Below are 25,147 nucleotides of genomic sequence, written 5' to 3'. Positions count from 1 at the left end.
TGGCCTTTGGAGCGGAGTGCTACAGCAGCACCTAATGTGACTGACTAATCCTTGTAAGCTAAAAAATCTCCCTTTTCCTTGGCCCACAAGGAGCTACGCCTACTTAGCGCGAGGTAAAGCACCATTTTTGCAAGGTACCAGACCGATGAAGGATCGGCCATGGAAAATGCTGTTTGATTTATGCCAGGAGGAGACTTTTGACCAAGTTGGCCTAAGTTATTGAACGCGAATGCAGTGACCTCTACCCCAGCCGTAGGGTCAGCAGGGGTTTCAGCCCTGCAAGACACGATTCCAATTGCATTTCCTATCTCGCCAATGCCATAGGAAAGACGTAAGGTGAGTTCGTGGCCCAACCAGGCCATTGTGAACTGTGTAGGCTCACTACTTTCATAGCTGAACTTCGCACGCGGGTTAACGTCATGCTCACAGAGTCTCTTACACTCGTCCCTGAAGTTAGCGAAGAACCCGTCAAGAGCCTTGCAAACCTCTGGGTTGTATCGCTGAAATTGCTCGATCATATCACTGGTGGACAGCACGATATCCCTCCTGGTTGGATGCAAATGAGCCTCAAAACAGCCCACAACTACAATTGGTGCTCCATTTGGAAATAGCAAGCGCCCCGATGTCTCCGTTTACACAGCAACCTCCATCCTGCACTATGCTTGCCGACGACCCTTCGGCCCGGTTTGATTCCCTTCGAAGTCCTTCGGCCCGAAGCGCCGTACTGCCCACACGTACAGACGCCGATAGCGCCAGCCGGACTGCTCCAGCATCTCGTCGAACAGTGCGACGGTCGCGTCCTTGGAAATCGGGATCAGGCGCCGCCATTGGCAGAGTGCGTCATGCACCAGACTAGCCTCGTAGGTGGGGTTCCTGCCCAGGTGCCATGCGCCGTCTGGCGTACCCAAGTGAACAAGACCGAATAGCGGGCGCTTTAGCTTGGGGCTGCAGCCATCCCAGGCGTAGCCAGCCTGGATGGTGATAACGCCATCGCGTATGCGCACCCAGGGGTTGTCTGGATCAAGGTAGGTGACACCCGCCAGATGCATGGAAGCAAACGTGTAATCTGCAGCTAGCGTGTAACGCCAAGGGCTGCCACGCTCCCCTGTGCGCGCCGGTTCGCTTATGGTCATTACCCGAGCAACGAGGTAGCCGGTCATGATCAAGCACTCCTATGCACGTTGACGACGAAGCCCTTGAAAACCATCCGCAGCCCAGGCGGCAGGCTTGCATTGATGGTTGCCTCATCCACTAGCCAGGCACCATCGTCGCCCGCCACGGTGAATGGCGCTGACACGGTGACAATACCTTGCTGCATCTCGGCCAGAAGCAGGCCTTCACGCCCGCCACGCTGCCGTATAGGCATACGGAAGGCATCATCCAGGGGCAGCACCTCACCCGCGCTGTTACGCAGCTCTGCTGTGAACACCAGCGTGGTACCTACCGGGCAAGTCGCCTCGGATAGATCGGCAGCGACCAGGGTGGCAGTCGGCTTGTCACTGATCACGCCGGTAATGTGCAAGGTGGGGCGAGCACCTGCACCTGGCTCAGTGGGTTCGACCGAGCCTTCCACCAGCCTGGCATCAGGGTAATGAGCCAGGACAAAAGCCGCATCAGCCACGATGCGATTCAAGACAGCCCCGTTCTGGCCTAGCACTTCATATATCGGCATAGGTGCCCCTTAGTAGTCGATGAGGACAGCGCCAGCGGTCGCCAGGCGGGTAGTCGCATTGGCGCCCTTGCCGTACTGCCCGAAGCCCGTACCGCCGACGCCTGTGGTTGAACCGCCGTTACCCACAGCAATGCCAGTACCACCACCATCTGCGATCAATACCGTAAGGCCACCCGCGACCACCGTGGTGGTGCCGCCCGTGTTTGCCGTGATGGAACCGGCACTGCCGGTCGCACTGGTGCCGGCAGCGCCGATGGTGATGGTCAGTACCTGCCCTGGCGTAACAGACAGGTCGCGGGTTGCCACGTAACCGGGGCCACCAGGAGCTAGGCCATACACAGCCAGATTAGCCTCACCGGAACCTGCTCCCCCGCCCACAGCAGTCAGGCGAACAGCCCAGACGCCCATAGGCACCACCCAAGTGCCCGAGGTCGTGACCTCTACGCGATTGGGGAAGAAACCCGCCAAAGCGTTACCCGCGATTGCTCCGTTGTACTGTGGCATCAGGCAGGCTCCCCAAACCCTGCGACTCGGGCAATCACACCTAGCGTGTCTGCCTCGTAGAACAGGCGCTCACCAGGTGACAAGATAATGGCCGTCTCTTCCAAGGGTACGCTGGGTATCACCGTGGTTTGTGGGGTAAACAAGTCATCAGCCGGCACCGGGTTGGCCGCGTTAGTGATGTATACCTTCACCTTGACGTTGGTGCCGGTAGGGTTGGTGATGCGCAAATTCAACGTCATCACGGTACCGGCCGGCACCGAGCCACCGATGATGGTGGGCGTATTGACGGCCGTAATCTTGGCTTTGCCGAAAAAGCCTGATGGCATGACTATTTCCTCATCATTGATAAGAACAGGCGCTGTGCTGGACGATTGAGTTGGCCGACGCGACTACGGATGGCCTCTTCGAGCTGGTTGGTCTTGGCGGGGTCGAGCGTGATGCCCGCCCCTTCAATGACGGTTGCGATTTCTTCTTGCACCTGGTTGAGCCAGGACGCACTCACCAGGGTGCCGACCACGCCCTGCGAGGGGTCGCCATCGTGGAACTGCTGGTCAGGGGAATTGATTCGCCTCATGGTCGGTACTCAAAGTAAACGTAGGTATCGGCTGGGCGCAGATCACGCAGTGCGCGCTCCAGAGCAGGGATGGGGCCAGCGGCCAGAATGCGGACGCACCAGACCCAGATAATCTCGGGCACATAGACCGGCTCGCCGGCCCGGCTGACACCGGCCCTGAATGGCTCCAGCTCGACGATCTCGATGTCCACCCCATAGGCAGCGGCCAAGCGGGCAAAGTAGTCGCGGCTCAGTCCACCGGTCTCCCTAAGCTTGGCGATGATGGCGATCAGCCGATCTGCATCGGTAGCATTCGGTGCTGGCACCAGCGCGAGTAGGCGCTCCCAGTCAGGCAAGAACTCAACGGGCATGCCTGGCCCAGGCACGATGCCCAAGCGCAACCGCTCGGCACCGGCCAGCACTTCATCCAGTCGCGCACCTTCGGCTGCCAATTCAGCCGCTAATCGCTGGGCATTGGGGTCGTAACTAACCGGTGGCAACAGGCTGGCAAGGAGCGAGGCATGCATCACAGCAGTTCCACCTGTACGGTACCTAACCGGCACCACTGGATCGTGCTGGCATCCGAGATCGGCTGGACGTTCACCATGGGGTTGAACAGCCGCCTGTCCTTCACGCCTGGCAGATTGCTGATGGCGGCTTCCACCTGGCTGCGTACCAGTACGTCACCGGGTGCCAACGGCGCAAAAATAGCCGCCAGTGCCTTGTTCACCATGACCGTCGCATCGGCCAGCGTCACGCCGTCCAGGGTCAGCCTGACCAGCACATTGACAGGCAGAAGCGTGGGGGCAATGACCCGGAACAGGTTGGAGCGCACAGGGCGCAATGCATTGATATGGTCGTAAACCTGCTGCAACAGCAAGGCACTAGGCAGGCCATCGCCACTGGTGATGACGATATCCAGCGTTCCCAGCCCATGCCGTTGCGGATAGACGAATGCAGCCGTCACACCCGGCACTTCCAATGCCCAGCGCCGATAGTCGTATTGATTGCCGCCTGCTGGTGGGCGGCGGATCAGATCAAGCAATCGCTCCAGCAAGGCGGCATCGGTCTCGATGTCCGTTCCCCCTGCAATCAGCCCAAGCGTGACCAGGCTATCGATACCCAACGGCGGCGCCTGCAAGGTGGCTTGCCAGCTGCCAGGCACAACACCGGCACTGCCTGCCTCTACGGCCTCGACGGTCAGCGTGACGGCACCATTTGCGGCTATCACCCCAGCCGTCAGGGTTTGGTAGCGACGCCCATCCAGCAAGGACATGACCATACCCGCCGTGACAGGCGTGCCTTGAACGCCCGTAAAGGTGGCGCTACCGCTAGCGCGGGTAGCCGCCTTGCGATAGATGCCGCGCACGCCAGCATGGCGCTCCAGCTCGGGTGTATCCGCGGTGTCGGCGAATATCTGCCGGTAGAGGTAGCTCTGGTGCTGATACAGCCCCTCGACCGCCGAGGCCAAAGCGGTGGCCCGCACGTAATGGTCGCTGTCGGCATCGACATCCGCATCAGGCTGCACGTTGCGAAGGTCACGCAAGTAAGTAGCGCGGGTATGGGACAGGTCGGGAATGGGGTAGCTCATGCCACCGCCACGGGATGCTGGAAGGTATGCAGACGGCCAGTAGCGTCTTCTACCTCGATATACAGATCACACCAGCCAGGCTGGGTGCGGGTGGCGCTGACATCAATGCGGCGGGCACGGGCGCTATCGAGCAAGCTGCGCAACGCATCCTCGCTGTACTGCTTGGCGAACATGCAGATACGGGCCAAGTCTTTCTCGCGCTGGAGTTCATGCAGGCGGGAGCCGAGGGTGGGGTCAGCCCACCAACTGCCCAGGGGCGTCATCAGCCGCAGGTAGACGGCATTCGCCAGGGTATCAATGCGCTGGCCGGCATAGTCACCGGTAGTGGGGTCGATGAGGGAGTCCATGCCGGGGATTGTCCCCGGCGCAGGATCATGGGGCGGGCTGGCCTAGGCCAGTAGGTGGACTGCGGACTAGGAGCATGGTGTAGGCGGGGGTAAAAATGCCTATGACATAGTTCTATCGAGCTGCTAACTTCGCCACGGCATCAAAAGGCGTGGTGCCTATGGGCACCACAAGTAAATTGACAATGATCAGGCAGGCTTGACATGGCTTATGAAGGCATAAATCTATACGAGTGCGCCACCACACTGTACCCATGGGGACAGACCTACGTGGTGGTGGTGAGCGGCTCTAGCTGGAATCCTTGCGGTCACACCATTTTGAACGTAGGCGGTGCGAATGGTCACTACTTCCATATCGCGGGTGATGGGTACGCTCGGCCGTATTACATGGATGCAAAAGGTTATCAGCGGTACTTGAGCGAAAACCAGAAGAAGGAACTGAATCGGCAGTATGTGAAGGTGCCCAAGCCGCTGAAAGCCCAGCAGCGACTGGATGAACTTGCTTCCAAGCCTTGGCTGTGGATGGTACTGCCGAACAACTGCGCCTCGTTCGTCGAAAAAATACTGCAGGCGGGCGGTGCGGACGGCGGGTTGTACAGCAACTGCCCAGCCATGGAGGGCTGGAATTGAAGACATTTGCCGTTGGTGTGTTGGGATTCTTCCTGGGCGTAATCGCGTCCTGGGCGCTATGCGTGTTTGTCCTGCACCTGCACTGGGAAACATCGCTACTGGTTATTGAGATCAGCGCCGTGCTGGGGGCTATCATCGCTTGCTTGACGTTTCGTCGATGGCGCCGAAGCAGGAAGGGCCAAGCGTAGCACTAGCCAGTCCAACATAAGCAGATCGACCGCTTTACAGTCTCGTCACCCCGCCCGAGGTCCTTGGTCGGGGTGGCGCCAGGCACGCACAGTAAGCCGCTAGCTAGGGTCTGGCCTGAGTCTCTTCTGCAAATCCAGTATGCGTACTGCTAACTCATCGTAGCGAGAGCGATCAGCTTCTCGGAGGGCGCCATCGAAGCGAGGGCTACGCCTTATCATTGCTTTTTGCTCCGCATCCAGCGTGCGAATTTCGCCCAAGATCGTACAGTTATGCTGGTACTGCATCGCATAGTTGTAGTTGTTGGTTGCAACGGTACTTATCTGAGTGCGCTCTTGTTGGCATGCAGCGAGTTTCTCGCCCTGTGTACTTGCGACACCTTCTATCGCGGACTTTGCGCCGGCAATGGTTGTCAATGCTGTGTAGTATGCATTTCTCTCAGCGGTACGGGCACTTGCCACGCTTTCTGATTTCGCTAAATCAACTTTGGCCATCTGTAGCTGGGCATCGAGAGCGGGTATACGTAACTTTTCGTAGGCACCAACGACGGCGCCCGCAGACGCGATTGCGCACATCGTATACCGCCAGATGGGGTGAGATTTCGCTTTCGCTTCCACGTCAGTATCAATACTCATAGTCTCCTCCTTTGGATTTTGAGAAGACTTTAGAGTAATTACATCGGCTGCCCGGTGCTACCCCCATGTGCGTCCAGGTGAGCATGATGCACCAAACTCTTACCGCTGGCCGTCACATCCTCACTGACATGCACGCTGCCCTGGATGACCGCAGACGCGCCACCGCCTGGCGCAGTACCGAAGCCAGCCATACCCGCCCGATACGTTAGCAAGCCCTCGGATATCAGCTGCTGGCTGGCCGTCAGGGTTGGGGTGTTGTAAGCGGCCGACCCGCTGGCATTTACGGTGCTGGTTGTGCTGTTGACCGTGTCGGTCTGGCAGTTGGTGGTGGCGCCATTGCAATTCAGCTCATAGGTCTGGCAGTTGATGCGGTAGGTGTCGCACTCGACCTCGATCAGCCTGCCGCGCTTCATGACGATCTTGCTGCCTTCGTCGGTATAGAGCGCAACCTCGCCAGGCTTGAGTTGCTTCAAGCGGTAATTGCCATGCTCGGTAGCAATGATGACACCGTGACTGGTCTTGCCGCCCAGGGGCAGGACGATAGCCATGCTGCCGTCCAGCGGTACGCTGGTGAAGCCATAGTGCTGGAACAGCTCGGTATCCAGCAGCTTCTCGCCCGCCATACCCTCGGCCTGCACCAGTTGCGCGGCCGGCTTGCTGTTCACGCGCCGGATGACGCCACGGAAGGCACGGCGGATGCTCCCCAAGGCGCGACTGATACGCTTGTCGATATCGTTGGTCATGACAAATCCACCACTTCTCCAGCCGTCTTGGTTTTGCTGCGGCGCTTGTGCGGGTGGGCATCCAGCACCCACACGCCATCGTCCTTCAGGGTCAGGAGGGTTTCTGTCGGCACCTCGCTGCCACCTGTGAAGCTACGCGCCATCAGAAAGTAAATGCCGTCTATCCCATGCGGTTCGGAATAGACATGCACGCGCTGACCTGGTGTCCACAGCACGCCATCGGCAGTTCGATGGCCCTTGACCACGGCCGTCAGCGTCAGACCATCCAGTTGGCCGTCTGCGATCAACTTGCGGCTACGCGCCTTCACCGCCTCGGTAGTCTCGGCATCATGGTCAATAAGGATGCGCGGCCGGTACACCTGCACGCCGGCATCCTGGGCGGTGTGCTTCAGGGCATGCCGGCCCTCGTAGGTGTCGGTGCCATGCTGCTGGCCCAGCACGGTGATGTGCGAGTACCGCTTGGCAATGCTGCGATGACGCACCAGGCGTTTGATATTGTTGCCGCGCCCGTCCTTGCGCATCACCAACCTGCCTACCGGGGGCCGGGCATAGTTGGGGCCACCGACGACGAGAGTGCCGTCAGGCTCAAACCACGGCCACAGGCCATTTGCTTCGGCTGACTTGACCAGCGCATCCCAAGCGGTATCGCCAGGCTCCACATTCACCTTCTCGGCCAGGCCTCGGGTATTGCCATCGATTCGCACCTTGGTTACCCCCAGGGGCTGCACGATGCTGCTAACCACTTCCTGCAGGCCGACCAGGCGGCTGACGAACACGGGTGCCGAGCAGTCAACCAGCGCGGCCGCACCATCACGCCCGCTCAGGGACAAGCTGCGCGACTCCTCTGCCACTTCGTCTTCCACTTCATCAATCAGCCCCTGCAGCACAGGCTCGCCCCCAACCTTGACCACCACCTGGCGTCCTGGCTCGACCTGATCTGGCAAGGTGCGAGGCGGCGACAATGTCACCGACCAGGCATCCGCTGGCGTCAGCAGATCACTGTCTATCCGGTAGTGCATCCAATGCCGATGCTCACGGCCACCAAGCTGAATACTGACCACATCATTGGGCGTAGGCATTCAGCACCTCCCCGGCCTGGACGAAGTTGGGCTGGGTCAGCCTGGGGTTGAGTCGTGCCAGCTCGGCGGCGCGGGTGTAGTCGCCATACCAATGGAAAGCCAGTAGATGCAGATTGGTCTGCGCTGGGACGGTACGGCGGATCAACGGTGGACGGGCATGGATCACCGCCCGCGCTGCTTCTTGGCATTCATAGGCGATAGTGCGCAGGGCTTCGATCACCGGGCGGGCATCGTCAGCAGGTTGATAGGCACGATGCAGCATGATGGCCGTCTCTGCAGCCTGACGAGTATCGTTGGCAATACGCTCAACCTCGGCGGTCGATAGCGAGGGTGACTCAACCTCTCCGGCCAGGATGCTTGCCGCCACCTCTGCCAATTGGGCCGTTACCAGCGACTGCATCAGCGCCGTAGTGCGCCCGATGTCATCCGCCACCGTACCCATTGCCACATCCGTCGCAGTACGGGTATCGCCATTGGCAGGCGCCGTGCCGGTACCGCCCTCCACAACAGGTGCTGCTGCACCAGGTTGTAGTGGCTTCCCGCCTGCGACCGCTGGCACCTCACCAGTAGGGGTGCCACTGAGTCTATCCAGTGGGCTGGGCAGATCGGTGCTTTCTGCTGGGGTGCGGACAAGATCGCCAAAGGTACGCGATAGCGCCTTCCAATCGCTGGTCAGATGGGCTTTGTCGAAGCTACGGATATCCACCAGACCGGCAAGGCCAGCCACCAGCGCCATGGCAAAGCTACGTGGCAGGTCAGCCAGCATATCCAGGTCGCCGACTACATTGCGCACCATGTTGCGCAGCTTGCCCAAGGTAGCGGCCAGCGCCCCGCGCAAAGCATTTGCACGCGCAATGGCACCCTTCAGCCCTGTCAGCTTGTGGGTGGCCTTGGCAAAGGTGTTGATGGCGACAGACCGCACATTGTTTGCCGCATCCGACAACATGGCAGTGCGGTTGCTGGGCACGGCGCTGGCAAAGATAGCCTCAGCCGGGGTAGCACGAATGAACTGCAGCTCGATAATGGCGTAGTCAACATCATCAGCGTCATGCTTGATGCTCCAATCGAGCAGCTGCGCCGGATTGACCACGCCAAACACGGGATGCACCAGCTCACCTGCATCCGGCATTTCCAGCACATTGATAAACTGCTGCAGCCTGGCAAGATAGTCATCGCCGAAGAATACGGCCTTGATGTTGATCTCTTGGCTGTCTCGGCCCAAGTCCTCTACGTCTTCGCCAGCCACATAGGGATAAGGGTGCCGCGCTACGCGCCGCCGATAGCGATCCTCGACACTGACGCAGTCGAACACCTGACCACGGAATCGCGCGTCTTGCAGTTGATCCTTCCAGGCCATCAGTGCCTCTTCATTTCTTGCGCGTTGATCCGGTTGACGCTATTGGCTATCTCGCGGCCATCCAGCTTGAGGGTGCTATTTAGTACGATAGGGGGCATCGCCTGGCTAAGTTGTTCAGCCCGCCCGGCCTGCCGGTTCAGGCTGGCAAAAGGATCAGGCGCAACCAGGGGTGACTTGCCTTGGCGTACTGACATGCTGGGGGCCGGGAAGGCGCCCCGCTCTCGTGCCGGTAACGCCCTAGGGATAGGAGTGCCTGGAATGGCGCGAACGACCGCAGCCTTGGGCGATGCAGCAGGCGGTACCACCACGACACCTGCAGGCGCTACACCCAAGCGGCCCAGCTCGCGCTTGGCATCCTGCTGGACAGCTTGGCGGGCTGCAGGCGAGCCACCGGTCGGCATGGCTGCAAGCGGTTGCTGCCCCTGCTCGGCACGGTACTTGTTGATGTCAGCCAGAGTAATGGGGGCTGCTCCCTGCTCCACGCTGGTGCGATTGATCCAGTCATGCATCTTGCCGCCCCAGGTGGCATCCTCCTCACCGGTAGCCCAGGCCAAGGCTTTATTGTGCAGCCAATTGATGGCTGTCCCGGCCGCGTATCCCGCCAATGCAGCGACACTCAGGGCACCCGTCAGCCTGACGAGTTGGGACAGAAGCGAGCCGGAGCCAGCCGTCATGGCACGGCCGGCCATATCCGCCGCACCGCCACCCTTCATCAATTGCACCAGGCTTGCTGCACCTGCACTGGCCGCCAGGACATTCAGCATGGTGGTTGCACCTACCAGGGATGCGCCGAGGCCGGGATACTTCTCGGCATAGTCGGCCAACTTGCCAGCGGTATCACCGAGGACGCGGTTAAAGCCGCTCATCGCGTCCTGCTCTGCAAAGGCCTTCTCGTTGGCGCTACGCTCCATCTGATGAGAGGACGTGTTTTCGATCATCTGGAAGTTCTGATCGCCCGTCCCACCCGCCGTGGGGAGCTTGGCCTCGATGTTTCTGACGTACTGACGGTTTCCCATGTAACCGACCAGCGCCATCAGCGCCTGGCGATCCTGGATCAGCTTGCCTATCGCAGACCCTTCCAGCAGATTGCCTATGTCGTTCAGTGCGGCCTTCTTCTCATCGCCGGTAGCGGTTTCCGCCTTCGCCTTGGCGGCCACATAACGCTTGTCCTGGCTGACGACCTTGTCCACCAGATTGGCAAAGGCATCCAAAGGGTTGACGCCCTTCTCACGCGCTGCTGCGAGGGAGCCAGCCAGGTCAACGCTCTTGCCATCGATCTTGATCTTCTTTGCATCAGCCGCCGTATCCTGGCTATTGATTTTGGCGAGCAGGTTAACTAGGTTGTTACCGGCTTCATCCTTGCTACCAGCGGTAATCACCGAGGCCTGATTGGCAGCCAGCAGCTTGGCGAAGCCAGGCAGACCGCTCATGCCAGCCTGTTTGGCGGCAGCCATCTGCTGCGGCAGCCACTTCGCCATATCCCTCAGCTCGAAGCCACCCTCTTGGCCCGCCTTGATTGCCATGTCCAGGGCCAGTGGCAAGTCCTTATCGGCAATGTCCATGGTCTGCTTGGCCCGCACCGCGATCTGGCCGAGCAACTGAGGGTCGGTATTCGTGGCAGTACCATAGCGTTGCAGCGTGGGCAGCATGCCTATCGCGCTCTTTCTGCCTGCCTCCCCTTCGCCCAGGGCACCGGACGAAATCAGGCTGTCCAGCGTATCTGCGGCCTCATCACGCTTGCCGCCGCCGTACCGCACTGCACGCTTGATGGCCTCATCCAGTTCGGCCATGCCGACCTTGCGGCCCGCCAAATTCTGATCGGCATAGGCGGTATTGCTCATCATCGCCAGGCGGCGGTCATACTCCATCGTCCGCTTGATCGGCGCCTCGGCCACCATCGTGGCAGCCATAGCACCGCCCGCGACGGCTGAGTAGGCATTCAGCCCAGTACGACCCATCGAAAAGCCCTGGCGTAGCAAGTTGGGCTGTTGCGGCAGGCGGCTCAGCTCTCGCCGCAGCTCGGCAATCTGACGGCGGCTTGCTTCAAAGGCGCGGGCCTGCTCCCTGGCCGACACCGAACCGGCGCGAGCAAGCCGGTTGTAAGCAGCCTCGGTGGCGTGGATTTCGCGCTGGATGGATTGCTCGGAACGGATGCCGAGGCGTTCGCGTGCGCTTGCCATGCGCTGGCTCGCGCTGGAAGCGCGATTGATTGCGCCGGTTGCCTCGGTCGCCGACTGGCTGACTGACCGCATGGACTGCGCCACCGGCCGAGACATTTGGTCGCGGGCGACCAGGGTTAGAGCGACGAGTAGATCACGCACGCGGGACTTTCTTTCTTTGGCTGACTACCCGGCTGGTCGCACCAGGTGCAGTCGCATTTGGGTCAGGCACGGCTGGCGAGTTGATCAAACGCAAGGCGGCGGAGAGATAGCTCTCCGCCACCACATCGGTCATGCCGAGGACTTGCTGCTCGGTGAATCCGACTCGGCCAAGGGCGACGACAAGGAGGCGGGTGCCGGCAAGGTGCCGTTCGCGGCCCTCCGCTTTTTTTTAAGGCGGTCGGCCAGGTCAGTCAGGACATCAAAGTCCTCATCCACCAGCGTCAGCAGCAGCTCAGTGTTGATCTGCTCTACCGGCACGCCCCCTAGCTTGACCATGGAGCGCGCCCACATGGCAACCTGCAGGCGGATATTGGATGTCGGGCCAACTTCCTCCAGGGCGGCAATGTTGTCGGCAATGGTGGGCAGCCGCAGCTCGACATCCTTGTGCAGCACCCCCTCGTATTCCAGGCCATACAGCAACTGGTCTTGTATGGTCAGGCTCATTCCTTCACCTCACGGATAGCATTCATCTTGATATCCCGGCGCTGTTCGTTCTCCACGCTGTACTTGTCGCCGACCTCGGTCGTAAAGCAATCCAGGTAGCTGGTACGCTGGCCGCCTTCCGTGTTGGGAAAACTGGTCAGCTTGGCACCTTCGATACCGCCCCAGTCCAGATCACCGGCCACCGGCACGACGACAGTAATGCTCAGCTCGTACTCGCCCACGCCTCGCGCAAACCCCTTGGCACGGCCGGTACGGTTCATGGTTTTAACCAGCTTGCGCCCGGTCTTGTTGGTGACACCGTAGTCCACCACTTCTACTTCCTTGCCATCGACCTCCAGGACGATAGCCCCCGCATACTCGATGAGTGCCATGCTTGATCTCCGTTAGTTGGGCGGCCGGCATCGGCGTAACAGTCGCGCCGCCCAGGGTTGTCTGGTTAAAGCAGGAGGTCGATGCGACCGGCAAAGACATGCAGGCCATTGACCACATCAGCCGGAATCTTGGCGTTCAACTGATTAGGGCTTTGCAGGTCGCGCTCAACGATCAGCCCCGCCTTGTTGGCATCCACCTCCTCGACGAACTCCAGCTCCTCCAGCTTGAACAGCACATCCAGCAACTCGCTACGCACCTTGGGGGGCGTGCGCTGGCTCAGCTTGTCTCGGGGAAAGCGCAGGGCGATACGTTCGCGGCAAGCCTTGCGGACGTAATCCAGAGTGCGAATCGTGGTCAGGTCGAGCAGGCTGATATCGCTCACGCCTTGTGGGTCTACCGTATAGGTGGTGACAGCGCGGACGATCTGCGGCCGGTCGCCAGGCCCGATTTCAATCGGGGTCAGGCCGTTGTAGAGTGCATTCTCTTGCTCGGTGCGCAGCGGACGCTGCTCGCTGGCGGTGACGTCGAGACTGTTGATCGCCAGGGTATTCAATGGCCGTGCCGGGTCTTCCTCGCTGGCAATGACGGCGGCAAACCCGGCTGCAATCTGGTAAGGCTGCTTTTGCGAACCGCGATGCCATGCAATGCCAATTCTGCCGCTATTGATACTGGCCGCTAGGGTGGTGCCGGTGGCGAGTGAACCCGGCCAACCAGCAGCGGCAACACCCGGCCGCTGCTCCAGTGCGCCAGAGACAAAGTCCAGGTGCGTGCGGACTGCAGTAAGCGCTGTTTGCGTGGGAAAGGGGCAGACAAGCACTTCGTACTGATTGCCCGCCACCATCGCCAAGGCCGGGGCAAGGTCGGGATCGTTCAAGCCCCCAGCCATCGCACTGACCACAGCGGTTACGCCACCCGCCTGTACCAGGGTAGCCAGCTTGATGTCATTGCCGGCCTGGCCTTTGTGGCGTGCCTTGATAGTGACGACGGCCGCCGCTGCTGTGGCCGTCACTGGCAGGTCGGGTATCCCATTGACGGCAGCGGCGAGGGCAGTCGCCAGCTCGGTTGCCGTAGCCTGGCTGGCAATAGCGATATCTACCCTGACGCCCGCAATGTATAGGGCGAGCGCGCCGGCCGCCGTTGCCGGGCCGGTGAGCGTAACGGTAGCAGTAGCAGCAACCCCTGCCGCCGCATCGTCTACGCCCAGCAGGGTGAGCTGGATGTACGGGTTGGCCTGGATGGCAGCTCGGGCCATGAGATGCAGCATGGAGCCATGGCCGAACAGCCTGGCCGCTTCCTCGTCACTGAACACCGCAACGGCTTGCAGCGGCGGCTGATTGGCACCCGGCAAACGCTGGCCCACGGCCAGCACTCGCTGTGGATTGCCCGGCAGCGTGCGCACTGCCAGGCGGGTATTGAATTCGAAATACTTACCAGGCTTGCGGATGCTGGCCGGGATTGTATCGAAGGCGATATTGGCGCTTGCCATGACTTAACTCGCTTTCCTGTTGTGGGGCTTGGCTACAGCGGCCACTTCAACCGCTGCCGCTTCAGGTTCCTGGGGAAGACTTGCGTCTTTGACTTCGACCAGATCACCCGTGGCAAGCTGCCGCAGGTAGTAGGCGCTGGCCTCCACCTGGACGGCTTGCTTGTCGGTGATATAGCTGCGCGGTGCGCCTTCCTTGGGTACCTGTAAACCAGGTGCAGCAATGACTTTCATGGGTGTGGCTCCTGCGTTCTTACGATGTCTTGCGCGTCATGCTTGCCATCGACATCTGGTTGAAGGTGGTAGTGAAGCTGCACCGAGGTCAGCACCCCGGCACGTTCGGTCTGGCCCTGGTAGGCGCTGAACAAGCTATCTGCACCAGGTGCGTCCATCTCGGGCCAATGTCCGTTTTCCAGGGCGCCCTCCATCCACACGGTATGGAACTCGCAGGCAAACACGGAAAACGCCTGCCGTTCCAAGGCGGTATTGAACAAAGTGCGAACACGGCCAGGCTCGAAATGATCGATGGGCAGCCCAAGGTCTTGCCGGATCAGCAGGCGGCGCACCGCAGTCACCAGTTGGTAACTACCAATCTCGCCCTTGCCGGCACCACCGCGACGGCTGGCGGCCTCGTTACGGACATTGCGGGCGCCCACCATGACCACAAAGCTGCCGGCCGAGCGCCAGCGATCCTTGCTATTGCTATGCGGCTTGGTGTCCTTGACGCCACCGAACGTGACCCAGGCGGCAGGGAAGCGGCGAACTGCCTCGTCCACTGTTTCTATCTCCAGTTCGCCGCCATAGCTTTCGACAGACATGACCATCCGCCCCAAGCCAGCCTTGAGCCTGGCAATGATTGCCAGCTCCACGCGGGAGATGATGTCCAGCTCATGGATGACTACGGCCATTACCAGCTCCCCCCATCCCGACCGAAGACCCGACCACCGCCCAACATCTGGACGGTGTTATCGACCACCACTTCGCCACCCGATGGCAGGACACCAAGCTGCACCTTGCCGTTGGCCGCCAGCTTCAGAAAATCCACGGCATTGCGGAAACGCTCGCTGATGTCATCGGTGGTATTGGCTTCGGCACCGCATAGCCGGTACCGCGCTATATCGCAGACCACCCCCACCAGGAAGCGAGGCGCGCTTGCAAGCGGTACCTGATAACGCCCCGCCAGATAGGCATCAGCCTCGCCACTGGCATCTTCCAGGGCTTGATTCAGCACATGTGCGTCTATCTCGCCCTGGTTGTCGCGGTCTGTAAGCGCCAGCACTTCGCGCACGCCGAAGCGCACCTCCATGTCTGCCTGGGTGGCATACATCGTCAATCCCCCAGGTAGCCGAAGGAGACCGAGAGCATGGGTTCGCCCTGGAGCAGCTCAAGCTCTGCTTCCTCCAGGTCATCCAGCCGGATATCAACCGGGATGCGGCTGAATACGCGGCCAGCACGCCGGAAGAATTCGGGCTTGGACGCCACCCGCACTACCCGCTGCATGGGCTGCTCCGCATCGTCCTGCTCGAACTGATCCGATGCGCCCTCACCGACGAGGGGCGTGGTGGCCTGCACCTTTCCGGCATCCAGCGATGCTAGGCCATCGGGCACGGCTGCTGGCACAAAGTCCGGCAGCTTGGCGGCAGCGAGCGCCTCTTGCTCCTTGGCGCTGCCCGTAGTGCCTCCAGGCTTTGCCTGGCTTTCTGTCTTTCGAGCCATGTCCAGTCCCCTTATGCGGCAGTACCGTCAGAGCCGAAGGCTTGCTGCCAGAAGCCATAGCCCCCTGCAGCGCGTGCTTCCGCGCCAAATTTGAACTTCTTGCGGTTAAACACATCGTCAGCCTGTGGGTCGGTCTGCTCGACAAAGACCGGCTTCTTGCGCTCCTGGTAGATGAAAGGCTTGATGGGCTTGGTGGTATCCAGCAGGAACCAGGCGGTATTCGAGGTCAACCAGGGCGCAACGACGACCTTGGCCGTACCCTTGTAAGGGTTCGGGCTGTCGTCGGGGAACTTGTCCATGGTCATGAGCAGGTTGGCGACGTCCTGCAGGGCCACCGGCACCAGCAGCACATTGGGTGTGATGTTGAGGGGGCGGCCCTCGTCGTCGGTGAATTGCCCCATGGCGATGCGTGCGGCACCATAGCTGGCCTCAGCGGCCGCCAGCGAAGCGGTGGACAGACGCTTGGTACCCCTATTGGAAACCGACTGCCCTGCGACAGGGTGGTCAGTATCAAAGAAGTATTGGCCGTCATAGCAGAGCGAGGTAAAGCCCTTGTTGATCACCTCAAAGACGATTTCATCAGGCAGCTGCTTGGCTGAATGACCCGCCATCTCAGCCTGGGGCTTATAGATGCCCAGGTTATCGTCGTCGATGTCGTTGCGATCCACCTCGACGGTGGCCTCCCAGTCATCATTCGTGATGCTGTACTTGGAAGCCGCCAGCGACTTGACCGCCTTCTCACCTATCCACTTCTTCATGCGAGGAAAGTTGCTCAACCAGGCGTAATCAACCTGCTTGCCAGTAGACGGCACCAGCATGGCCACGGATTGCCAAGTGCTGGGTGCTTCGGCAAAGGCGTTGTTAAAAATCGTCAACAGATTGACGAAGATGGCGGAGATTGTTCCCTTGTTCACCAACATGGAGATGTCCTTTACCGGGTGGTGGTTAGATGATCCAGACGCCATCGGCATCAATACCCAGCACGATGCCGGCAACTGACCGGGTGTTCGCGCCATGGGTACGGGCTACCGTCTGGTTGTCCACGATGTAGGCAGGCTTGCCGAGGCTGGTCTGATTGACCGGGTCGCCGGCGTCATTGGCGAACTTGGCGGCCTTGCCCCGCCGCACCAGGACGACCTGGGCACCATCGCCGCCACCGCTGTTATCCACAGCGTTGTCAGCGACGCCGAGATAGGTCAGCGTGCTTGCCGTCGCGCCATTGACGGCGAAGCCTGCAGCGTTGGCGCACACGATCACGCCGCCAGGTATCTTGGTGCCGGCCGCGACAGCGACAGGTATGAGCTGCCCATCCTTCAATGGGGTATTGCGATCTTGGGTGGTGGTCGCCATGGTCTAGGCTCCCAGGTTCTTTTTGACGTCTGCTGGGTCGCTACCCATCATGCGGCACACCGCAAGCGTGTCCGCGTCCAAGCCCGTACTTGCATCAACATTCGGACGATTCGCCGACTGCTGACCGGACAGCGCTGCAATGCACGGCGCGTCGGCCAAGTAGGTCTTGAGCGCAGCGAGGTTCTGCTTACCCAGATCACGCGCCCAGCCTTCCAGGGCAGGCGTCAGGGCGCCTTTGTCCAGTGCGGCCTTGACCAGCTTGTCCACCTCACCGCCCACCACCTGCGATGTCAGGGCGGCGAGCTGCCCTTGCATTTCCCTTACCGCATCAATGGGGACAAACTTCTCCGGGTCGGGTGTCGTAGCGGTGGGTTGGCCGACCTTGGCGGTCAGTGATGCAACCTGGGCGGTCAGTTGTTGTGCGTTGGCAGCGTCCGTACTCAGCTTGGTAAGGGCTGCCTGGATTTCCGCTTCCGTTGCCGTTTCCGGCAGCTTCAGCAGTTTGCATAGGGCGACTTTGTCCACGGTGTTCTCCGAGGTGGGTGGATTGGTGGGTGGGAAAAGGGAAAGCGCGGCCGTCAGCGCAACCTCGCTAAGGAGATCAAGGCCGGGGTTATTGGTAATGGCGGCATGGGCAATGCCGGTGACGTCGCCTGTTACCGGGTCATAGGAAAAGACGGGAGATTGGAATCGATACTCGCGGGCATCGATCAAGGCAGCAGCTCGCTCCATCCAATCGACATCAATGGCGTACAAGCCACCAGGCTCGGTATCACTTGGCTCACACCATTCCAACTGAGAAAACCAACCCGCTGCAGGCGCGGGCTGGCCGTTTCGCTCTGTGTGCAGCGTCTGATGCTCGTAGTCGATGACGAAAGGAACGCGCCGCTGTTTAGCGTCAGCGACGATGCGGGCTGCTAGCTGTGCATTCAGACGCCAGGCCTTGCATTCGACAGGTCGGCTATCGCGGGAACGGAATTCGCCGGCCGGTAGCAAATGCAGCCGGGGGCCACGCGGGCCGATTTCCAGGGTGAGCGATGCGACAGCAGGGGATGTGGTTTTGCGAGACATGCCGCCATGATGGCGACGGCAAGGAATCAGGCCGGGATGGCGGACGCCAGTAGGTATGTGGGCTGATTGGGGCGGACTACACGCGAGGGCGGGGGCAACAAGGCGGTTAAAGCCCGGTTAAAACCGGCCACCCTGTAGGCGCGGGTAGAACGGTGGCCTTGCAGTGGCAGCAAGCGCGCCTAGGCGCCCTTATGCCGCAGGGCTAAACGAGCGTAGCCAGGTACTCGGAAACCGTTGCTTCCATCTCCGAGGCATCCACCTCGGTGAGTACCAGGAATGGCCTGGCTGGCATCTTCACTTGCCACCCTTCACTGGTATAGCGAGTGACCTTGACGCGCTTATGGCTGTCTTTTGCGAACACCAGGAGGCGGCCATTCTTGCCCTGGCGCAACAGATTGCCCTTGGCATCTGTTCGGTGCCGAACCCAACCAGAGCGAGCGGCATGGTTGATGGTGCCGCCAAATTGATGAATGGCCGCATATTTGACATTGGTACCCACCATGGCGGTATCCCGGTCGCTCTGCGCCGTGATGGAGTTGCGCAGGCGGGCCGAGTCAGTCAGCACCTTCCCGCCGACCCGGTCAGGCCGGCGCTTGAGGGTCTTGGCCGACAGCCCCTGCCATGCAGGTCTGCCGCCCTGGGCAAAGTTCTGCTCTACGGCATCCTGCATAACCTCGCGCAGTGCCCGCATGACCGGTGCCAGATTTCTACCAGCAGCCGCGATACGGCCCAGCTTTTCATTGACGAGTGCGAGGTCGATCTTCACTTCATGCATGCTTAGCTCCGGTGCTAGACTGCGCTGTAGGCAGTAGTTTCCTAGGGAAAGGTTGCATCCGCGCCCGCGTATGCATGATCCGGTTCGAGTCCGGCGCTGCCTATAGCTCACCCCATAGCAGCTTGTAAGCAGTGGCATCCTTCAGAGCCTGGCCGCTGCTCATTATCTTCCCCGTTCTCACCAGGTTGGTTTTGATTCGCCCTGTCTTCCCCGCCTGCAGGCTGCGGCCGCGCACTTCGTAGTCCATCACTATCACCAGCTTGCCTTCCCCTTCCGGCATCCGGTAGGCATAGAGCAGCGATGGCTTGTCATGGGTCATGTCCAGCAGCACGGCATCGGGGGCGGCGATCTTGTTGGGCAGCGTTTCCCAGAATTCATCCGGCAGCGCCTGCGCCTTGGTATGGCGACGGGCATGCAACAGGTCTTCATCGCGTATCGAGATCACACCGGACTCGGGCAGCATGTCGTGCAGTTCCAACCTATCCATGGCCTGTGGCTTGATCGCGCCCACATGACGTATTTCGCCACGAGGTAGCTTGTCCTGCCTGGCCCAGGCGCCGAAGTCCTGCACAAGCGCAGAAAGGGTGCGTGGCTGCGCCAGCGCCTGGTCAACCGCCATGGCGGCAAGACGGGGCGCAGCAGTGACAGACCGATCCAGCAGGTGTTTACCCAGCTCGGCCAGTTGCACCTGGCCGCCATTGAAGCCGAATCCCGGATCAGCCGTAAAAGTCTCTCCGCTGGGGAGCTTGAAGCCCTTGGTCGGCACCAGTCGCGCCTGGTCACCCATGCCTATGGTCTGCTCTACATCGACCAGGGCGGGGCCACTCTCGGATAGCGGGATGCTCTCTCGCTCAATGTCACGGCTACCGCGTGCCCGCACGCTGCACCGGCAGTTCCAGCCATTGGGCGGAAAGAAGGTCTGCCAAAATGGATCGTCATAGCGGAACACCCGACCGTTCATGCTTTTGTGGCGTGGGCGAGTCCGGTTGTCCAATACCGCCACATATTGCCAATAGGGTCGCTGCCCAGCGTTGTCCAGGAACTGGCGATACTTGCCCGCCATGTACGCAGACTGGGTATTGGTGCGAAAGATCGTTTCCAGTCGGCGTGGGGATAGGCGCTTGCCCGCGACGTCCCCTGTTGCTTCATCGACGATCAGCCCCTTGCCAAGCCAGCCCTTACGCTCCAGCACTGGCTGCAGCTTCTTCTTGAAATCGGTAAAGGTCTCACCGCCCTTGATGGCATCCGTCACCGCCCCACGGATATCCTCCAGGACATCCTGCTTAAGCACGCCTGCCACCGTGAAGGCTTTGGCATGTGACTCCGCCCAGACATCCTGCCAACGGAAGCCCATGGCGTACCCCTTGGCCTCGAAGTGGGCGATGGCGGCTTCTGGCGGCAGGCCAAAGGCAAACGATAGATCAGGTGCGCCCACTGATCCGCCCCCAGACATCGGCCACAAAAATCGCCCTGGCCAGCAGGTCGGTCAGTTCATCATCAGGCATGTCGGGATAGCTGGCGACCATGGCAGCAATGGCGGCTTCCGGGTCTGCTGTCTCGCGTAGCGCGGTGATGGCTGGGGCCAGCGCCCTGGTCATTGCGCTGTTGAGCTGCTCACCTGGTAGACCATCCAGCAAAGCATCTATCGCCGCCTGGTCGGCCGGCACCAGCTCGCCAGCACGATTGCGTAGTACCGCGAGATAGCGAGCAGCGGCATCCTTTGCGGGCTTGGGTGGCTTGTCTTCGCCTGACTGTTTGCCCAGCACGGCCTCGCCGTCCATGGGCTTGGGGATGCGCAGCTTTTCATGCGCCCAATTGACCGGCACCTGCATGCCCGACTCGACCAGTTTGGGCAATGCCTCTGCGTACTGCGCCAGGTCTTCCGCCTCTACCACATCAAACATCAAGCGCGGGCAGCGCCGAGGGTCTGCCCCCGGTCGATTGACCGCCATAATCGGCCATAGCAGCTGCCTGGTTAGCGTGCGGGCCAGTTGCCGGGCATCGGAACGCAGAATGTCGTGGCGTACCTCGTTATGGATATTGCCCAGCGCATTGGTACTGGTCTTGCCGTCAGCCTGGGCGGTCAGGGTTTGCCCCAGGATCACCTTGCTTTCGGTTTTCTCGCACCAGTTCATCATGGCCTCAAACGGCTCATGGCTACCGGCGGCCGCATTTTGAAAATCGATATCCATGCCTTCGGGGATGATGCCAGCAGCCGCATGACCAATCATGGTAACGGCCCGCAGCAAGGTAGCCTTCTCCTGATCGGACGCGCCAGGCATGTATTTACCCACCCGCATGGGCAAGCCATAGATTTCCAGGAACTCAGCCAGATCTCGCACCGAGTAGTTCTTGAAGAGGTAGGGCCAGCACAGTGTGCGGTGCAGGCCACCACGGGCGAGGTAGCCGCTTTTGGCCTTATGTATATGTACCAGCCAGCCGAAGTCCCATAGCTTCTCACCAAAGCCTGCATTGTTGAGCAGTAAGGTTTTGTGGTCTTCCTGGGAAATGGTGAACCAGTTTTGCGGGCGGCTATTCAAGGCTACCGGAAGGGTCTCTTTACCCTGGCGCTGCCATTCCAGTTCCTGACCGCTGAAGCCATGGCCTATGGCGTCCATCGCGTTGAGTATGATTTCCTCCAGCTCCAGGCTCTCGACCACCTCATGCAGCCATTCGGCGTCCGCCTTCTCGCTTTTGCTGGCGTTATTGGGCGGGACAATATCCCAGTCGCAGCCGGTCAGCGCCTGACGGCGCTTACCCATCTCGGTCAGTATGTGTCCGTCCTTCTCTTCCATGTCACGGAACAGATCATGCTGACCCTGCAGGTCACCACGTTCTGCCTGTTCCAGGATGGCATGCAGGCGCTGCGGGGTCAGCCCCTTTGAGGGGTGTTCCTCCCAGCGTCGATATAGGGTGGACATACGTGCGGTTTGCGGCTCACCAATTGCCTGGCTGCTGATGGGGTTGCCCTGGAGGTCTACGATTTGCGCCATATATGTCACCAAGCGCCGGCTTTGCCGGCTCCGTTTGTGCCACCCCAGCTGCCTTTGCTGGTCGCGGCCTGAAAATCAAATGTGGTGGAGCCGCGTGTGGACGCGAGCATCCAGAGAATGTGCAAGGCCGACAGCCCGTCATAGTGGTGGCCGCTTTGTGCTTCGGGCCAAGTATCCAGCTCGGCGAGAAGCAAGGTCAGAGACGGGCTGATCAGGATGCGTGGCGCAAACTTGTCCGCGACATACGGCTCCAAGGAGTCGATGCGAACCTCCGGCCCGACGATGGCTGTCACACCGATTAGCGGCAGTGGTACACCAGCATCCATGCCGGCCTGGATGAAGGTCTGGCGGGAGTGCTCGTAAGCGTTGTTGTTCTCGAAGCCGATACCCAGGGTACGAAACTCACGCTGCGCTGCTATCAGGTCAGCCTCCAGCTTGGAGGGAACGCGGCGCTTGATCTCAGCCTCAACCACATGAAGCAGCTTGCGCTGCCTATCCCAGCCGCCGATGACGATGGCCGAAGGGTCGGACTTCTCGTTCCTTCCCATGGATGGGTCGCAACCGCCGTACATCACCCAGTCCAACTCGCGCCGCACCCAGAAGGTGATATGGCCGAACACCTTGTCTTCATCACTGCGCGGCTCGCCCTGCATCTCGGTACTGAAGGCCTTGGAGGCCTTGGCACGCTGACGCATCAACCAGTACAGCGTGCGCACTCCCGGCCAGGAAATCACCGCCCCTGCATCCATTGCAGCCTGGTTGTCCAGGTAGAAGCGATACGACGGCAGCTCGCTATCGGGTAATGCCTTACCCTGCTCGCTGGCGACTTCCTGGGCGGCCCGGTCGGCGTTGAGCATCAGCTCCTGACATTCGGCCCACAAGTCCATATTGGTGGGCAAGGTGGCGATGGCGCGGAAGTGGTGAACGACATGGCCTATCGTCTTCTTGGCCCGACTGATCGGGTCGTCCTTGTCCAGCACGGTGCCCACACCCACATACTTGACCGTGCCATCCGGTGGCCCCAGATAGTCGATGGCCTTGGTCAGCCACTCCCAGCGATTCGTCCGCTCGGTCGGCGACTTGGCCTCGCTATCGGTAATCAAGTCATCCCCCAGCAGCAGCTTGGGGCGGCTGGCACCGTGGAACGTACCCCGGATTGCCTGTTCCGCACCGAAGGGTTCGACCTTCATGCCAGTACGGGTGATGAATTCACCGACCTTCCACATAGGGCCACGACCACAGGCATCAGGGAAGTCCAGTGCCAGGGCGGCATTGACCGTCAGCTCGGTCTTGACCACTTCCAGCAACTTGGTGGGCAGCCGTGTTTCCGCGCCCAGCAGGATGATGTAGTCGATAAAGGGGGGAGGTAGACCACGCCAGCCCATCTCGGCGCGCACTTCCGGCCGCTGCATCAAGCCCTGGATTGCACACCAGGTAGGGCCGATCTTGGTCAGTAGAGAGGACTTGGCCTCACCCCGAGGTGCTACCCACCATTCGGTGGCGCCCCCAGTCTGATCGAGCAGCTGCGGGAAGCGGTTGCAGAAATGTGCCTGGAACAGCGACGGCTTACCACGCACATGGTGCGGAAAGTAGGTGTACGCAAAGAACTCAAAGTCCCGGTCATGTAGCACGCGCTTGCGCCTGGCAGCGATAGCTTCAGGAGTAGGATCAAGGCCCGACTGGTGGGCCTCGATGTCTTTCTTCAAGTCAGCGACCAACTGCGCCAGTTCGTCCAGGAACTCCTTGCTGGACAGGCTTGGATTTACGCTATCCATACGCCTTGCTCACTTCTTCGCCAAAGGGGTGCAGTACCTCGGCCAGCGAACCAGCATGCTGGGGGTACTTGTCACGGATGAATTTGACCAGGCGCTGCAGCACGTCCATGGCCGTCGCCAGCTGAGTGGTTTCCGGCATGAGTTTGGTGGCAACCTTGGACAACTTGAGATAGCTGTCGGACAGGCTGGCGAGCATCTGCACCTTGACCGCAGGCGGCATGTCGGCGGTCTCATTGATCGTCTGCAAGGTGGCCTGCACCTGGAGTACCACCAGTGCGAGGGTCTGGCGTGATACTTCCTCTATGCCGCCACCCGCCAGCATCTGCGCACCACGGGCCTTGTCCCAGTCGTCGCCCATTTCCTTGGCGGCATACTTCCAGCGACGAGCAGTGGCCTCCGGCACGTTGTGCTTGGCGGCGGCGGCGGGCATGTCCAGGCAATCGAATACGAAGCTGGCGCGCACGGCCTGCCTGACGTTGTCACCATGAGCCATGGTTAATCAGCCTCTGCAGCATATTCAGCACTGACCAAACCGAATGCCACCAAGCCATGATCGCCAAACTGCTCGCACACGCGCCGTAGCTCGGCGGCAGCCAGCAGCACCTTAGCCTGGTCATCTGGTGGCATGCTCGCGATGTGGCCGCGAAACAGCAGCAGCGTTTGCATTTCATTTGTCATGATCAGCTGCCCCCATTCAGTACACTGGCTAGTGCTGTTCCTGCGCTAGCCAGCGCCGACTTGAGCGCATCAATCTGACCCGGTGCGGAACGCTGTACGCCAGGTGCATCCACCCTGCCCATGACTACGTCCAGGCCACGGTCGGTCAGCATGTAGACATCGCCGCTACCTGCCTTGGTGTACCCCTGCTCGGTCAGCCAAGCGCAATCAGTACGCAAGCGATCCACCCCGGCCGCATAGCCAACGTCATCCAGCATGGACTGCAAGGTGCGCAGATTGGATTGATAGGCGCGCATCAGGGACAGAGACACCAGGATGCAATGGCGGCGAGCAGCATCAATGGAATGGCTCACGACTTACCCCCCAGCAGCTTGCTATGGATCAGCTTGAGCGTATCGGCAGCACCCTGAAAGGCACCGCTAAGTTCTGATATTTCACCCGCGACATCGTCAATGCGCTTGTGCAACCGCACTAGGTCTTCCTTGGATGGCGCGGCAGCGACTGCCTTCTCCAGCTCTATCAGGCGCTTGCCAACCTTCTCGCTCAGTTCGGAGTCAGCCTGGCGCAACTCTTCGGCCTGTACCCGCTGCGAGTCTTCATACTTGGCTAAGCGGTTGGATAGCTTGCTCAGCTCGGCGTCATGCTGCTTTGCCCGGCTAGAGTCTGCTTCATCCCTTGCCTTGAAGCGCTCGGTCAGCATGCGGTCGTACTGGTTCACGAGCATGCGGCCCAGCCCCCAAAATGCGCCGGCCAGCAGTGCCGTCAATGACAGCAGCAGCGTTGCCGCCTTCCAGAAATCAATCTCTATCATCATG

Annotated in this window: 33 protein-coding genes; 1 reads left to right on the top strand and 32 read right to left on the bottom strand. The window is 60.5% G+C overall.

All coding sequences use genetic code 11. From position 1 onward, the window contains the following. Nucleotides 1–44: 44 nt before the first annotated feature. The 9 genes from QWZ03_RS18335 to QWZ03_RS18295 all read right to left on the bottom strand — a co-directional run bounded on the left by QWZ03_RS18335 (nt 45) and on the right by QWZ03_RS18295 (nt 4,667). Nucleotides 45–536 (bottom strand): hypothetical protein, encoded by a 492-nt coding sequence (locus QWZ03_RS18335; RefSeq protein WP_290334060.1) that lies wholly within the window; start codon nt 534–536, stop codon nt 45–47. A 120-nt stretch (nt 537–656) separates the two neighbouring features. After that, the gene (locus QWZ03_RS18330) at nt 657–1,160 is read right to left on the bottom strand and encodes a hypothetical protein (protein WP_290334059.1); all 504 of its coding nucleotides are present in this window, start codon (nt 1,158–1,160) and stop codon (nt 657–659) included. 2 nt (nt 1,161–1,162) lie between these two features. Further along, nucleotides 1,163–1,672, bottom strand: coding sequence for a hypothetical protein (locus QWZ03_RS18325; protein WP_290334058.1), 510 nt, complete (start codon nt 1,670–1,672; stop codon nt 1,163–1,165). Nucleotides 1,673–1,681: 9 nt separating this feature from the next. Next, complete coding sequence (locus QWZ03_RS18320; RefSeq protein ID WP_290334057.1) at nt 1,682–2,176, bottom strand: glycine-rich domain-containing protein; 495 nt, start codon at nt 2,174–2,176, stop codon at nt 1,682–1,684. Next, a complete protein-coding gene (locus tag QWZ03_RS18315) occupies nt 2,176–2,502 on the bottom strand; it encodes a hypothetical protein (protein ID WP_290334056.1) in 327 nt (108 codons plus the stop codon). Before QWZ03_RS18315 ends, QWZ03_RS18320 begins: the two co-directional genes overlap by 1 nt. Nucleotides 2,503–2,504: 2 nt before the next feature. Further along, nucleotides 2,505–2,750, bottom strand: a complete 246-nt coding sequence (locus tag QWZ03_RS18310) for a hypothetical protein (RefSeq protein ID WP_290334054.1) — start codon at nt 2,748–2,750, stop codon at nt 2,505–2,507. After that, nucleotides 2,747–3,256, bottom strand: coding sequence for a putative phage tail protein (locus tag QWZ03_RS18305; protein WP_290334053.1), 510 nt, complete (start codon nt 3,254–3,256; stop codon nt 2,747–2,749). The genes QWZ03_RS18310 and QWZ03_RS18305 overlap by 4 nt, the downstream gene beginning before the upstream one ends. After that, the gene (locus tag QWZ03_RS18300) at nt 3,256–4,320 is read right to left on the bottom strand and encodes a baseplate J/gp47 family protein (RefSeq protein WP_290334052.1); all 1,065 of its coding nucleotides are present in this window, start codon (nt 4,318–4,320) and stop codon (nt 3,256–3,258) included. Before QWZ03_RS18300 ends, QWZ03_RS18305 begins: the two co-directional genes overlap by 1 nt. Continuing rightward, nucleotides 4,317–4,667: a phage GP46 family protein gene (locus tag QWZ03_RS18295; RefSeq protein WP_290334051.1), complete on the bottom strand. Its 351-nt coding sequence runs from the start codon at nt 4,665–4,667 to the stop codon at nt 4,317–4,319. The genes QWZ03_RS18300 and QWZ03_RS18295 overlap by 4 nt, the downstream gene beginning before the upstream one ends. A 201-nt stretch (nt 4,668–4,868) precedes the next feature. Between QWZ03_RS18295 and QWZ03_RS18290 the strand changes: the two genes are divergently transcribed. Further along, entirely contained in the window at nt 4,869–5,294 is a 426-nt protein-coding gene (locus tag QWZ03_RS18290; RefSeq protein ID WP_290334050.1) for a hypothetical protein, read from the top strand. A gap of 287 nt (nt 5,295–5,581) precedes the next feature. On the opposite strand, the gene QWZ03_RS18285 is transcribed toward QWZ03_RS18290, so the two are convergent. The 23 genes from QWZ03_RS18285 to QWZ03_RS18175 all read right to left on the bottom strand — a co-directional run bounded on the left by QWZ03_RS18285 (nt 5,582) and on the right by QWZ03_RS18175 (nt 25,146). Then, on the bottom strand, nt 5,582–6,115 hold the full coding sequence (locus QWZ03_RS18285; protein WP_290334049.1) for a hypothetical protein: 534 nt from the start codon (nt 6,113–6,115) through the stop codon (nt 5,582–5,584). 38 nt (nt 6,116–6,153) lie between these two features. After that, a complete protein-coding gene (locus tag QWZ03_RS18280; protein WP_290334048.1) occupies nt 6,154–6,858 on the bottom strand; it encodes a phage baseplate assembly protein V in 705 nt (234 codons plus the stop codon). Continuing rightward, nucleotides 6,855–7,937 carry a phage baseplate assembly protein gene (locus QWZ03_RS18275; protein ID WP_290334047.1) on the bottom strand — a complete coding sequence of 361 codons (1,083 nt, stop codon included), beginning with the start codon at nt 7,935–7,937 and terminating at the stop codon, nt 6,855–6,857. The genes QWZ03_RS18280 and QWZ03_RS18275 overlap by 4 nt, the downstream gene beginning before the upstream one ends. Beyond that, on the bottom strand, nt 7,921–9,294 hold the full coding sequence (locus QWZ03_RS18270; protein ID WP_290334046.1) for a DNA circularization protein: 1,374 nt from the start codon (nt 9,292–9,294) through the stop codon (nt 7,921–7,923). The genes QWZ03_RS18275 and QWZ03_RS18270 overlap by 17 nt, the downstream gene beginning before the upstream one ends. Further along, the gene (locus QWZ03_RS18265; protein ID WP_290334045.1) at nt 9,294–11,615 is read right to left on the bottom strand and encodes a phage tail tape measure protein; all 2,322 of its coding nucleotides are present in this window, start codon (nt 11,613–11,615) and stop codon (nt 9,294–9,296) included. The genes QWZ03_RS18270 and QWZ03_RS18265 overlap by 1 nt, the downstream gene beginning before the upstream one ends. A 129-nt stretch (nt 11,616–11,744) precedes the next feature. Beyond that, nucleotides 11,745–12,119 (bottom strand): hypothetical protein, encoded by a 375-nt coding sequence (locus QWZ03_RS18260; RefSeq protein ID WP_290334044.1) that lies wholly within the window; start codon nt 12,117–12,119, stop codon nt 11,745–11,747. Continuing rightward, nucleotides 12,116–12,490: a phage tail protein gene (locus QWZ03_RS18255; RefSeq protein WP_290334043.1), complete on the bottom strand. Its 375-nt coding sequence runs from the start codon at nt 12,488–12,490 to the stop codon at nt 12,116–12,118. The genes QWZ03_RS18260 and QWZ03_RS18255 overlap by 4 nt, the downstream gene beginning before the upstream one ends. A 65-nt stretch (nt 12,491–12,555) precedes the next feature. Then, complete coding sequence (locus QWZ03_RS18250; protein WP_290334042.1) at nt 12,556–13,977, bottom strand: phage tail sheath C-terminal domain-containing protein; 1,422 nt, start codon at nt 13,975–13,977, stop codon at nt 12,556–12,558. A 3-nt stretch (nt 13,978–13,980) separates the two neighbouring features. Then, a complete protein-coding gene (locus tag QWZ03_RS18245) occupies nt 13,981–14,208 on the bottom strand; it encodes a DUF2635 domain-containing protein (RefSeq protein WP_290334041.1) in 228 nt (75 codons plus the stop codon). Continuing rightward, the gene (locus QWZ03_RS18240; protein ID WP_290334040.1) at nt 14,205–14,882 is read right to left on the bottom strand and encodes a DUF1834 family protein; all 678 of its coding nucleotides are present in this window, start codon (nt 14,880–14,882) and stop codon (nt 14,205–14,207) included. The genes QWZ03_RS18245 and QWZ03_RS18240 overlap by 4 nt, the downstream gene beginning before the upstream one ends. Then, nucleotides 14,882–15,301, bottom strand: coding sequence for a gp436 family protein (locus tag QWZ03_RS18235; protein ID WP_290334039.1), 420 nt, complete (start codon nt 15,299–15,301; stop codon nt 14,882–14,884). The genes QWZ03_RS18240 and QWZ03_RS18235 overlap by 1 nt, the downstream gene beginning before the upstream one ends. Nucleotides 15,302–15,303: 2 nt before the next feature. After that, the gene (locus QWZ03_RS18230; RefSeq protein ID WP_290334037.1) at nt 15,304–15,690 is read right to left on the bottom strand and encodes an HI1506-related protein; all 387 of its coding nucleotides are present in this window, start codon (nt 15,688–15,690) and stop codon (nt 15,304–15,306) included. Between the two features lie 11 nt (nt 15,691–15,701). Continuing rightward, the gene (locus QWZ03_RS18225) at nt 15,702–16,610 is read right to left on the bottom strand and encodes a Mu-like prophage major head subunit gpT family protein (RefSeq protein WP_290334036.1); all 909 of its coding nucleotides are present in this window, start codon (nt 16,608–16,610) and stop codon (nt 15,702–15,704) included. A gap of 25 nt (nt 16,611–16,635) precedes the next feature. Further along, nucleotides 16,636–17,040, bottom strand: a complete 405-nt coding sequence (locus tag QWZ03_RS18220) for a hypothetical protein (protein ID WP_290334035.1) — start codon at nt 17,038–17,040, stop codon at nt 16,636–16,638. Nucleotides 17,041–17,043: 3 nt separating this feature from the next. Beyond that, nucleotides 17,044–18,111: a phage protease gene (locus QWZ03_RS18215; protein WP_290334034.1), complete on the bottom strand. Its 1,068-nt coding sequence runs from the start codon at nt 18,109–18,111 to the stop codon at nt 17,044–17,046. Between the two features lie 202 nt (nt 18,112–18,313). Continuing rightward, nucleotides 18,314–18,886: a phage virion morphogenesis protein gene (locus QWZ03_RS18210; protein WP_290334033.1), complete on the bottom strand. Its 573-nt coding sequence runs from the start codon at nt 18,884–18,886 to the stop codon at nt 18,314–18,316. Between the two features lie 100 nt (nt 18,887–18,986). Further along, entirely contained in the window at nt 18,987–20,321 is a 1,335-nt protein-coding gene (locus tag QWZ03_RS18205) for a phage head morphogenesis protein (RefSeq protein WP_290334032.1), read from the bottom strand. After that, nucleotides 20,308–21,879 (bottom strand): DUF935 domain-containing protein, encoded by a 1,572-nt coding sequence (locus QWZ03_RS18200; RefSeq protein ID WP_290334031.1) that lies wholly within the window; start codon nt 21,877–21,879, stop codon nt 20,308–20,310. Before QWZ03_RS18200 ends, QWZ03_RS18205 begins: the two co-directional genes overlap by 14 nt. A gap of 5 nt (nt 21,880–21,884) precedes the next feature. After that, on the bottom strand, nt 21,885–23,654 hold the full coding sequence (locus tag QWZ03_RS18195) for a hypothetical protein (RefSeq protein WP_290334030.1): 1,770 nt from the start codon (nt 23,652–23,654) through the stop codon (nt 21,885–21,887). Further along, nucleotides 23,647–24,147: a DUF1804 family protein gene (locus QWZ03_RS18190; protein WP_290334029.1), complete on the bottom strand. Its 501-nt coding sequence runs from the start codon at nt 24,145–24,147 to the stop codon at nt 23,647–23,649. The genes QWZ03_RS18195 and QWZ03_RS18190 overlap by 8 nt, the downstream gene beginning before the upstream one ends. 2 nt (nt 24,148–24,149) lie before the next feature. Then, complete coding sequence (locus QWZ03_RS18185; RefSeq protein ID WP_290334028.1) at nt 24,150–24,320, bottom strand: hypothetical protein; 171 nt, start codon at nt 24,318–24,320, stop codon at nt 24,150–24,152. A gap of 14 nt (nt 24,321–24,334) precedes the next feature. Beyond that, nucleotides 24,335–24,685, bottom strand: coding sequence for a hypothetical protein (locus QWZ03_RS18180; protein WP_290334027.1), 351 nt, complete (start codon nt 24,683–24,685; stop codon nt 24,335–24,337). Next, nucleotides 24,682–25,146 (bottom strand): DUF2730 family protein, encoded by a 465-nt coding sequence (locus tag QWZ03_RS18175; RefSeq protein ID WP_290334026.1) that lies wholly within the window; start codon nt 25,144–25,146, stop codon nt 24,682–24,684. Before QWZ03_RS18175 ends, QWZ03_RS18180 begins: the two co-directional genes overlap by 4 nt. Between the last annotated feature and the right edge of the window lies 1 nt (nt 25,147).

The sequence above is a fragment of the Chitinimonas viridis genome, from assembly GCF_030409555.1.
GTDB lineage: Bacteria > Pseudomonadota > Gammaproteobacteria > Burkholderiales > Chitinimonadaceae > Chitinimonas > Chitinimonas viridis.
The sequence above is the reverse complement of the archived record's forward strand: the minus strand, read 5'-3'. Positions and strand labels throughout refer to the sequence as shown.

Coding starts and splice junctions, on each gene's coding strand:
- QWZ03_RS18330 (WP_290334059.1), bottom strand. CDS start 1,160: ATGACCGGCTACCTCGTTGCTCGGGTAATGACCATAAGCGAACCGGCG.
- QWZ03_RS18325 (WP_290334058.1), bottom strand. CDS start 1,672: ATGCCGATATATGAAGTGCTAGGCCAGAACGGGGCTGTCTTGAATCGC.
- QWZ03_RS18320 (WP_290334057.1), bottom strand. CDS start 2,176: ATGCCACAGTACAACGGAGCAATCGCGGGTAACGCTTTGGCGGGTTTC.
- QWZ03_RS18315 (WP_290334056.1), bottom strand. CDS start 2,502: ATGCCATCAGGCTTTTTCGGCAAAGCCAAGATTACGGCCGTCAATACG.
- QWZ03_RS18310 (WP_290334054.1), bottom strand. CDS start 2,750: ATGAGGCGAATCAATTCCCCTGACCAGCAGTTCCACGATGGCGACCCC.
- QWZ03_RS18305 (WP_290334053.1), bottom strand. CDS start 3,256: ATGCATGCCTCGCTCCTTGCCAGCCTGTTGCCACCGGTTAGTTACGAC.
- QWZ03_RS18300 (WP_290334052.1), bottom strand. CDS start 4,320: ATGAGCTACCCCATTCCCGACCTGTCCCATACCCGCGCTACTTACTTG.
- QWZ03_RS18295 (WP_290334051.1), bottom strand. CDS start 4,667: ATGGACTCCCTCATCGACCCCACTACCGGTGACTATGCCGGCCAGCGC.
- QWZ03_RS18290 (WP_290334050.1), top strand. CDS start 4,869: ATGGCTTATGAAGGCATAAATCTATACGAGTGCGCCACCACACTGTAC.
- QWZ03_RS18285 (WP_290334049.1), bottom strand. CDS start 6,115: ATGAGTATTGATACTGACGTGGAAGCGAAAGCGAAATCTCACCCCATC.
- QWZ03_RS18280 (WP_290334048.1), bottom strand. CDS start 6,858: ATGACCAACGATATCGACAAGCGTATCAGTCGCGCCTTGGGGAGCATC.
- QWZ03_RS18275 (WP_290334047.1), bottom strand. CDS start 7,937: ATGCCTACGCCCAATGATGTGGTCAGTATTCAGCTTGGTGGCCGTGAG.
- QWZ03_RS18270 (WP_290334046.1), bottom strand. CDS start 9,294: ATGGCCTGGAAGGATCAACTGCAAGACGCGCGATTCCGTGGTCAGGTG.
- QWZ03_RS18260 (WP_290334044.1), bottom strand. CDS start 12,119: ATGAGCCTGACCATACAAGACCAGTTGCTGTATGGCCTGGAATACGAG.
- QWZ03_RS18255 (WP_290334043.1), bottom strand. CDS start 12,490: ATGGCACTCATCGAGTATGCGGGGGCTATCGTCCTGGAGGTCGATGGC.
- QWZ03_RS18250 (WP_290334042.1), bottom strand. CDS start 13,977: ATGGCAAGCGCCAATATCGCCTTCGATACAATCCCGGCCAGCATCCGC.
- QWZ03_RS18245 (WP_290334041.1), bottom strand. CDS start 14,208: ATGAAAGTCATTGCTGCACCTGGTTTACAGGTACCCAAGGAAGGCGCA.
- QWZ03_RS18240 (WP_290334040.1), bottom strand. CDS start 14,882: ATGGCCGTAGTCATCCATGAGCTGGACATCATCTCCCGCGTGGAGCTG.
- QWZ03_RS18235 (WP_290334039.1), bottom strand. CDS start 15,301: ATGTATGCCACCCAGGCAGACATGGAGGTGCGCTTCGGCGTGCGCGAA.
- QWZ03_RS18230 (WP_290334037.1), bottom strand. CDS start 15,690: ATGGCTCGAAAGACAGAAAGCCAGGCAAAGCCTGGAGGCACTACGGGC.
- QWZ03_RS18225 (WP_290334036.1), bottom strand. CDS start 16,610: ATGTTGGTGAACAAGGGAACAATCTCCGCCATCTTCGTCAATCTGTTG.
- QWZ03_RS18220 (WP_290334035.1), bottom strand. CDS start 17,040: ATGGCGACCACCACCCAAGATCGCAATACCCCATTGAAGGATGGGCAG.
- QWZ03_RS18215 (WP_290334034.1), bottom strand. CDS start 18,111: ATGTCTCGCAAAACCACATCCCCTGCTGTCGCATCGCTCACCCTGGAA.
- QWZ03_RS18210 (WP_290334033.1), bottom strand. CDS start 18,886: ATGCATGAAGTGAAGATCGACCTCGCACTCGTCAATGAAAAGCTGGGC.
- QWZ03_RS18200 (WP_290334031.1), bottom strand. CDS start 21,879: ATGGCGCAAATCGTAGACCTCCAGGGCAACCCCATCAGCAGCCAGGCA.
- QWZ03_RS18195 (WP_290334030.1), bottom strand. CDS start 23,654: ATGGATAGCGTAAATCCAAGCCTGTCCAGCAAGGAGTTCCTGGACGAA.
- QWZ03_RS18190 (WP_290334029.1), bottom strand. CDS start 24,147: ATGGCTCATGGTGACAACGTCAGGCAGGCCGTGCGCGCCAGCTTCGTA.
- QWZ03_RS18185 (WP_290334028.1), bottom strand. CDS start 24,320: ATGCAAACGCTGCTGCTGTTTCGCGGCCACATCGCGAGCATGCCACCA.
- QWZ03_RS18175 (WP_290334026.1), bottom strand. CDS start 25,146: ATGATGATAGAGATTGATTTCTGGAAGGCGGCAACGCTGCTGCTGTCA.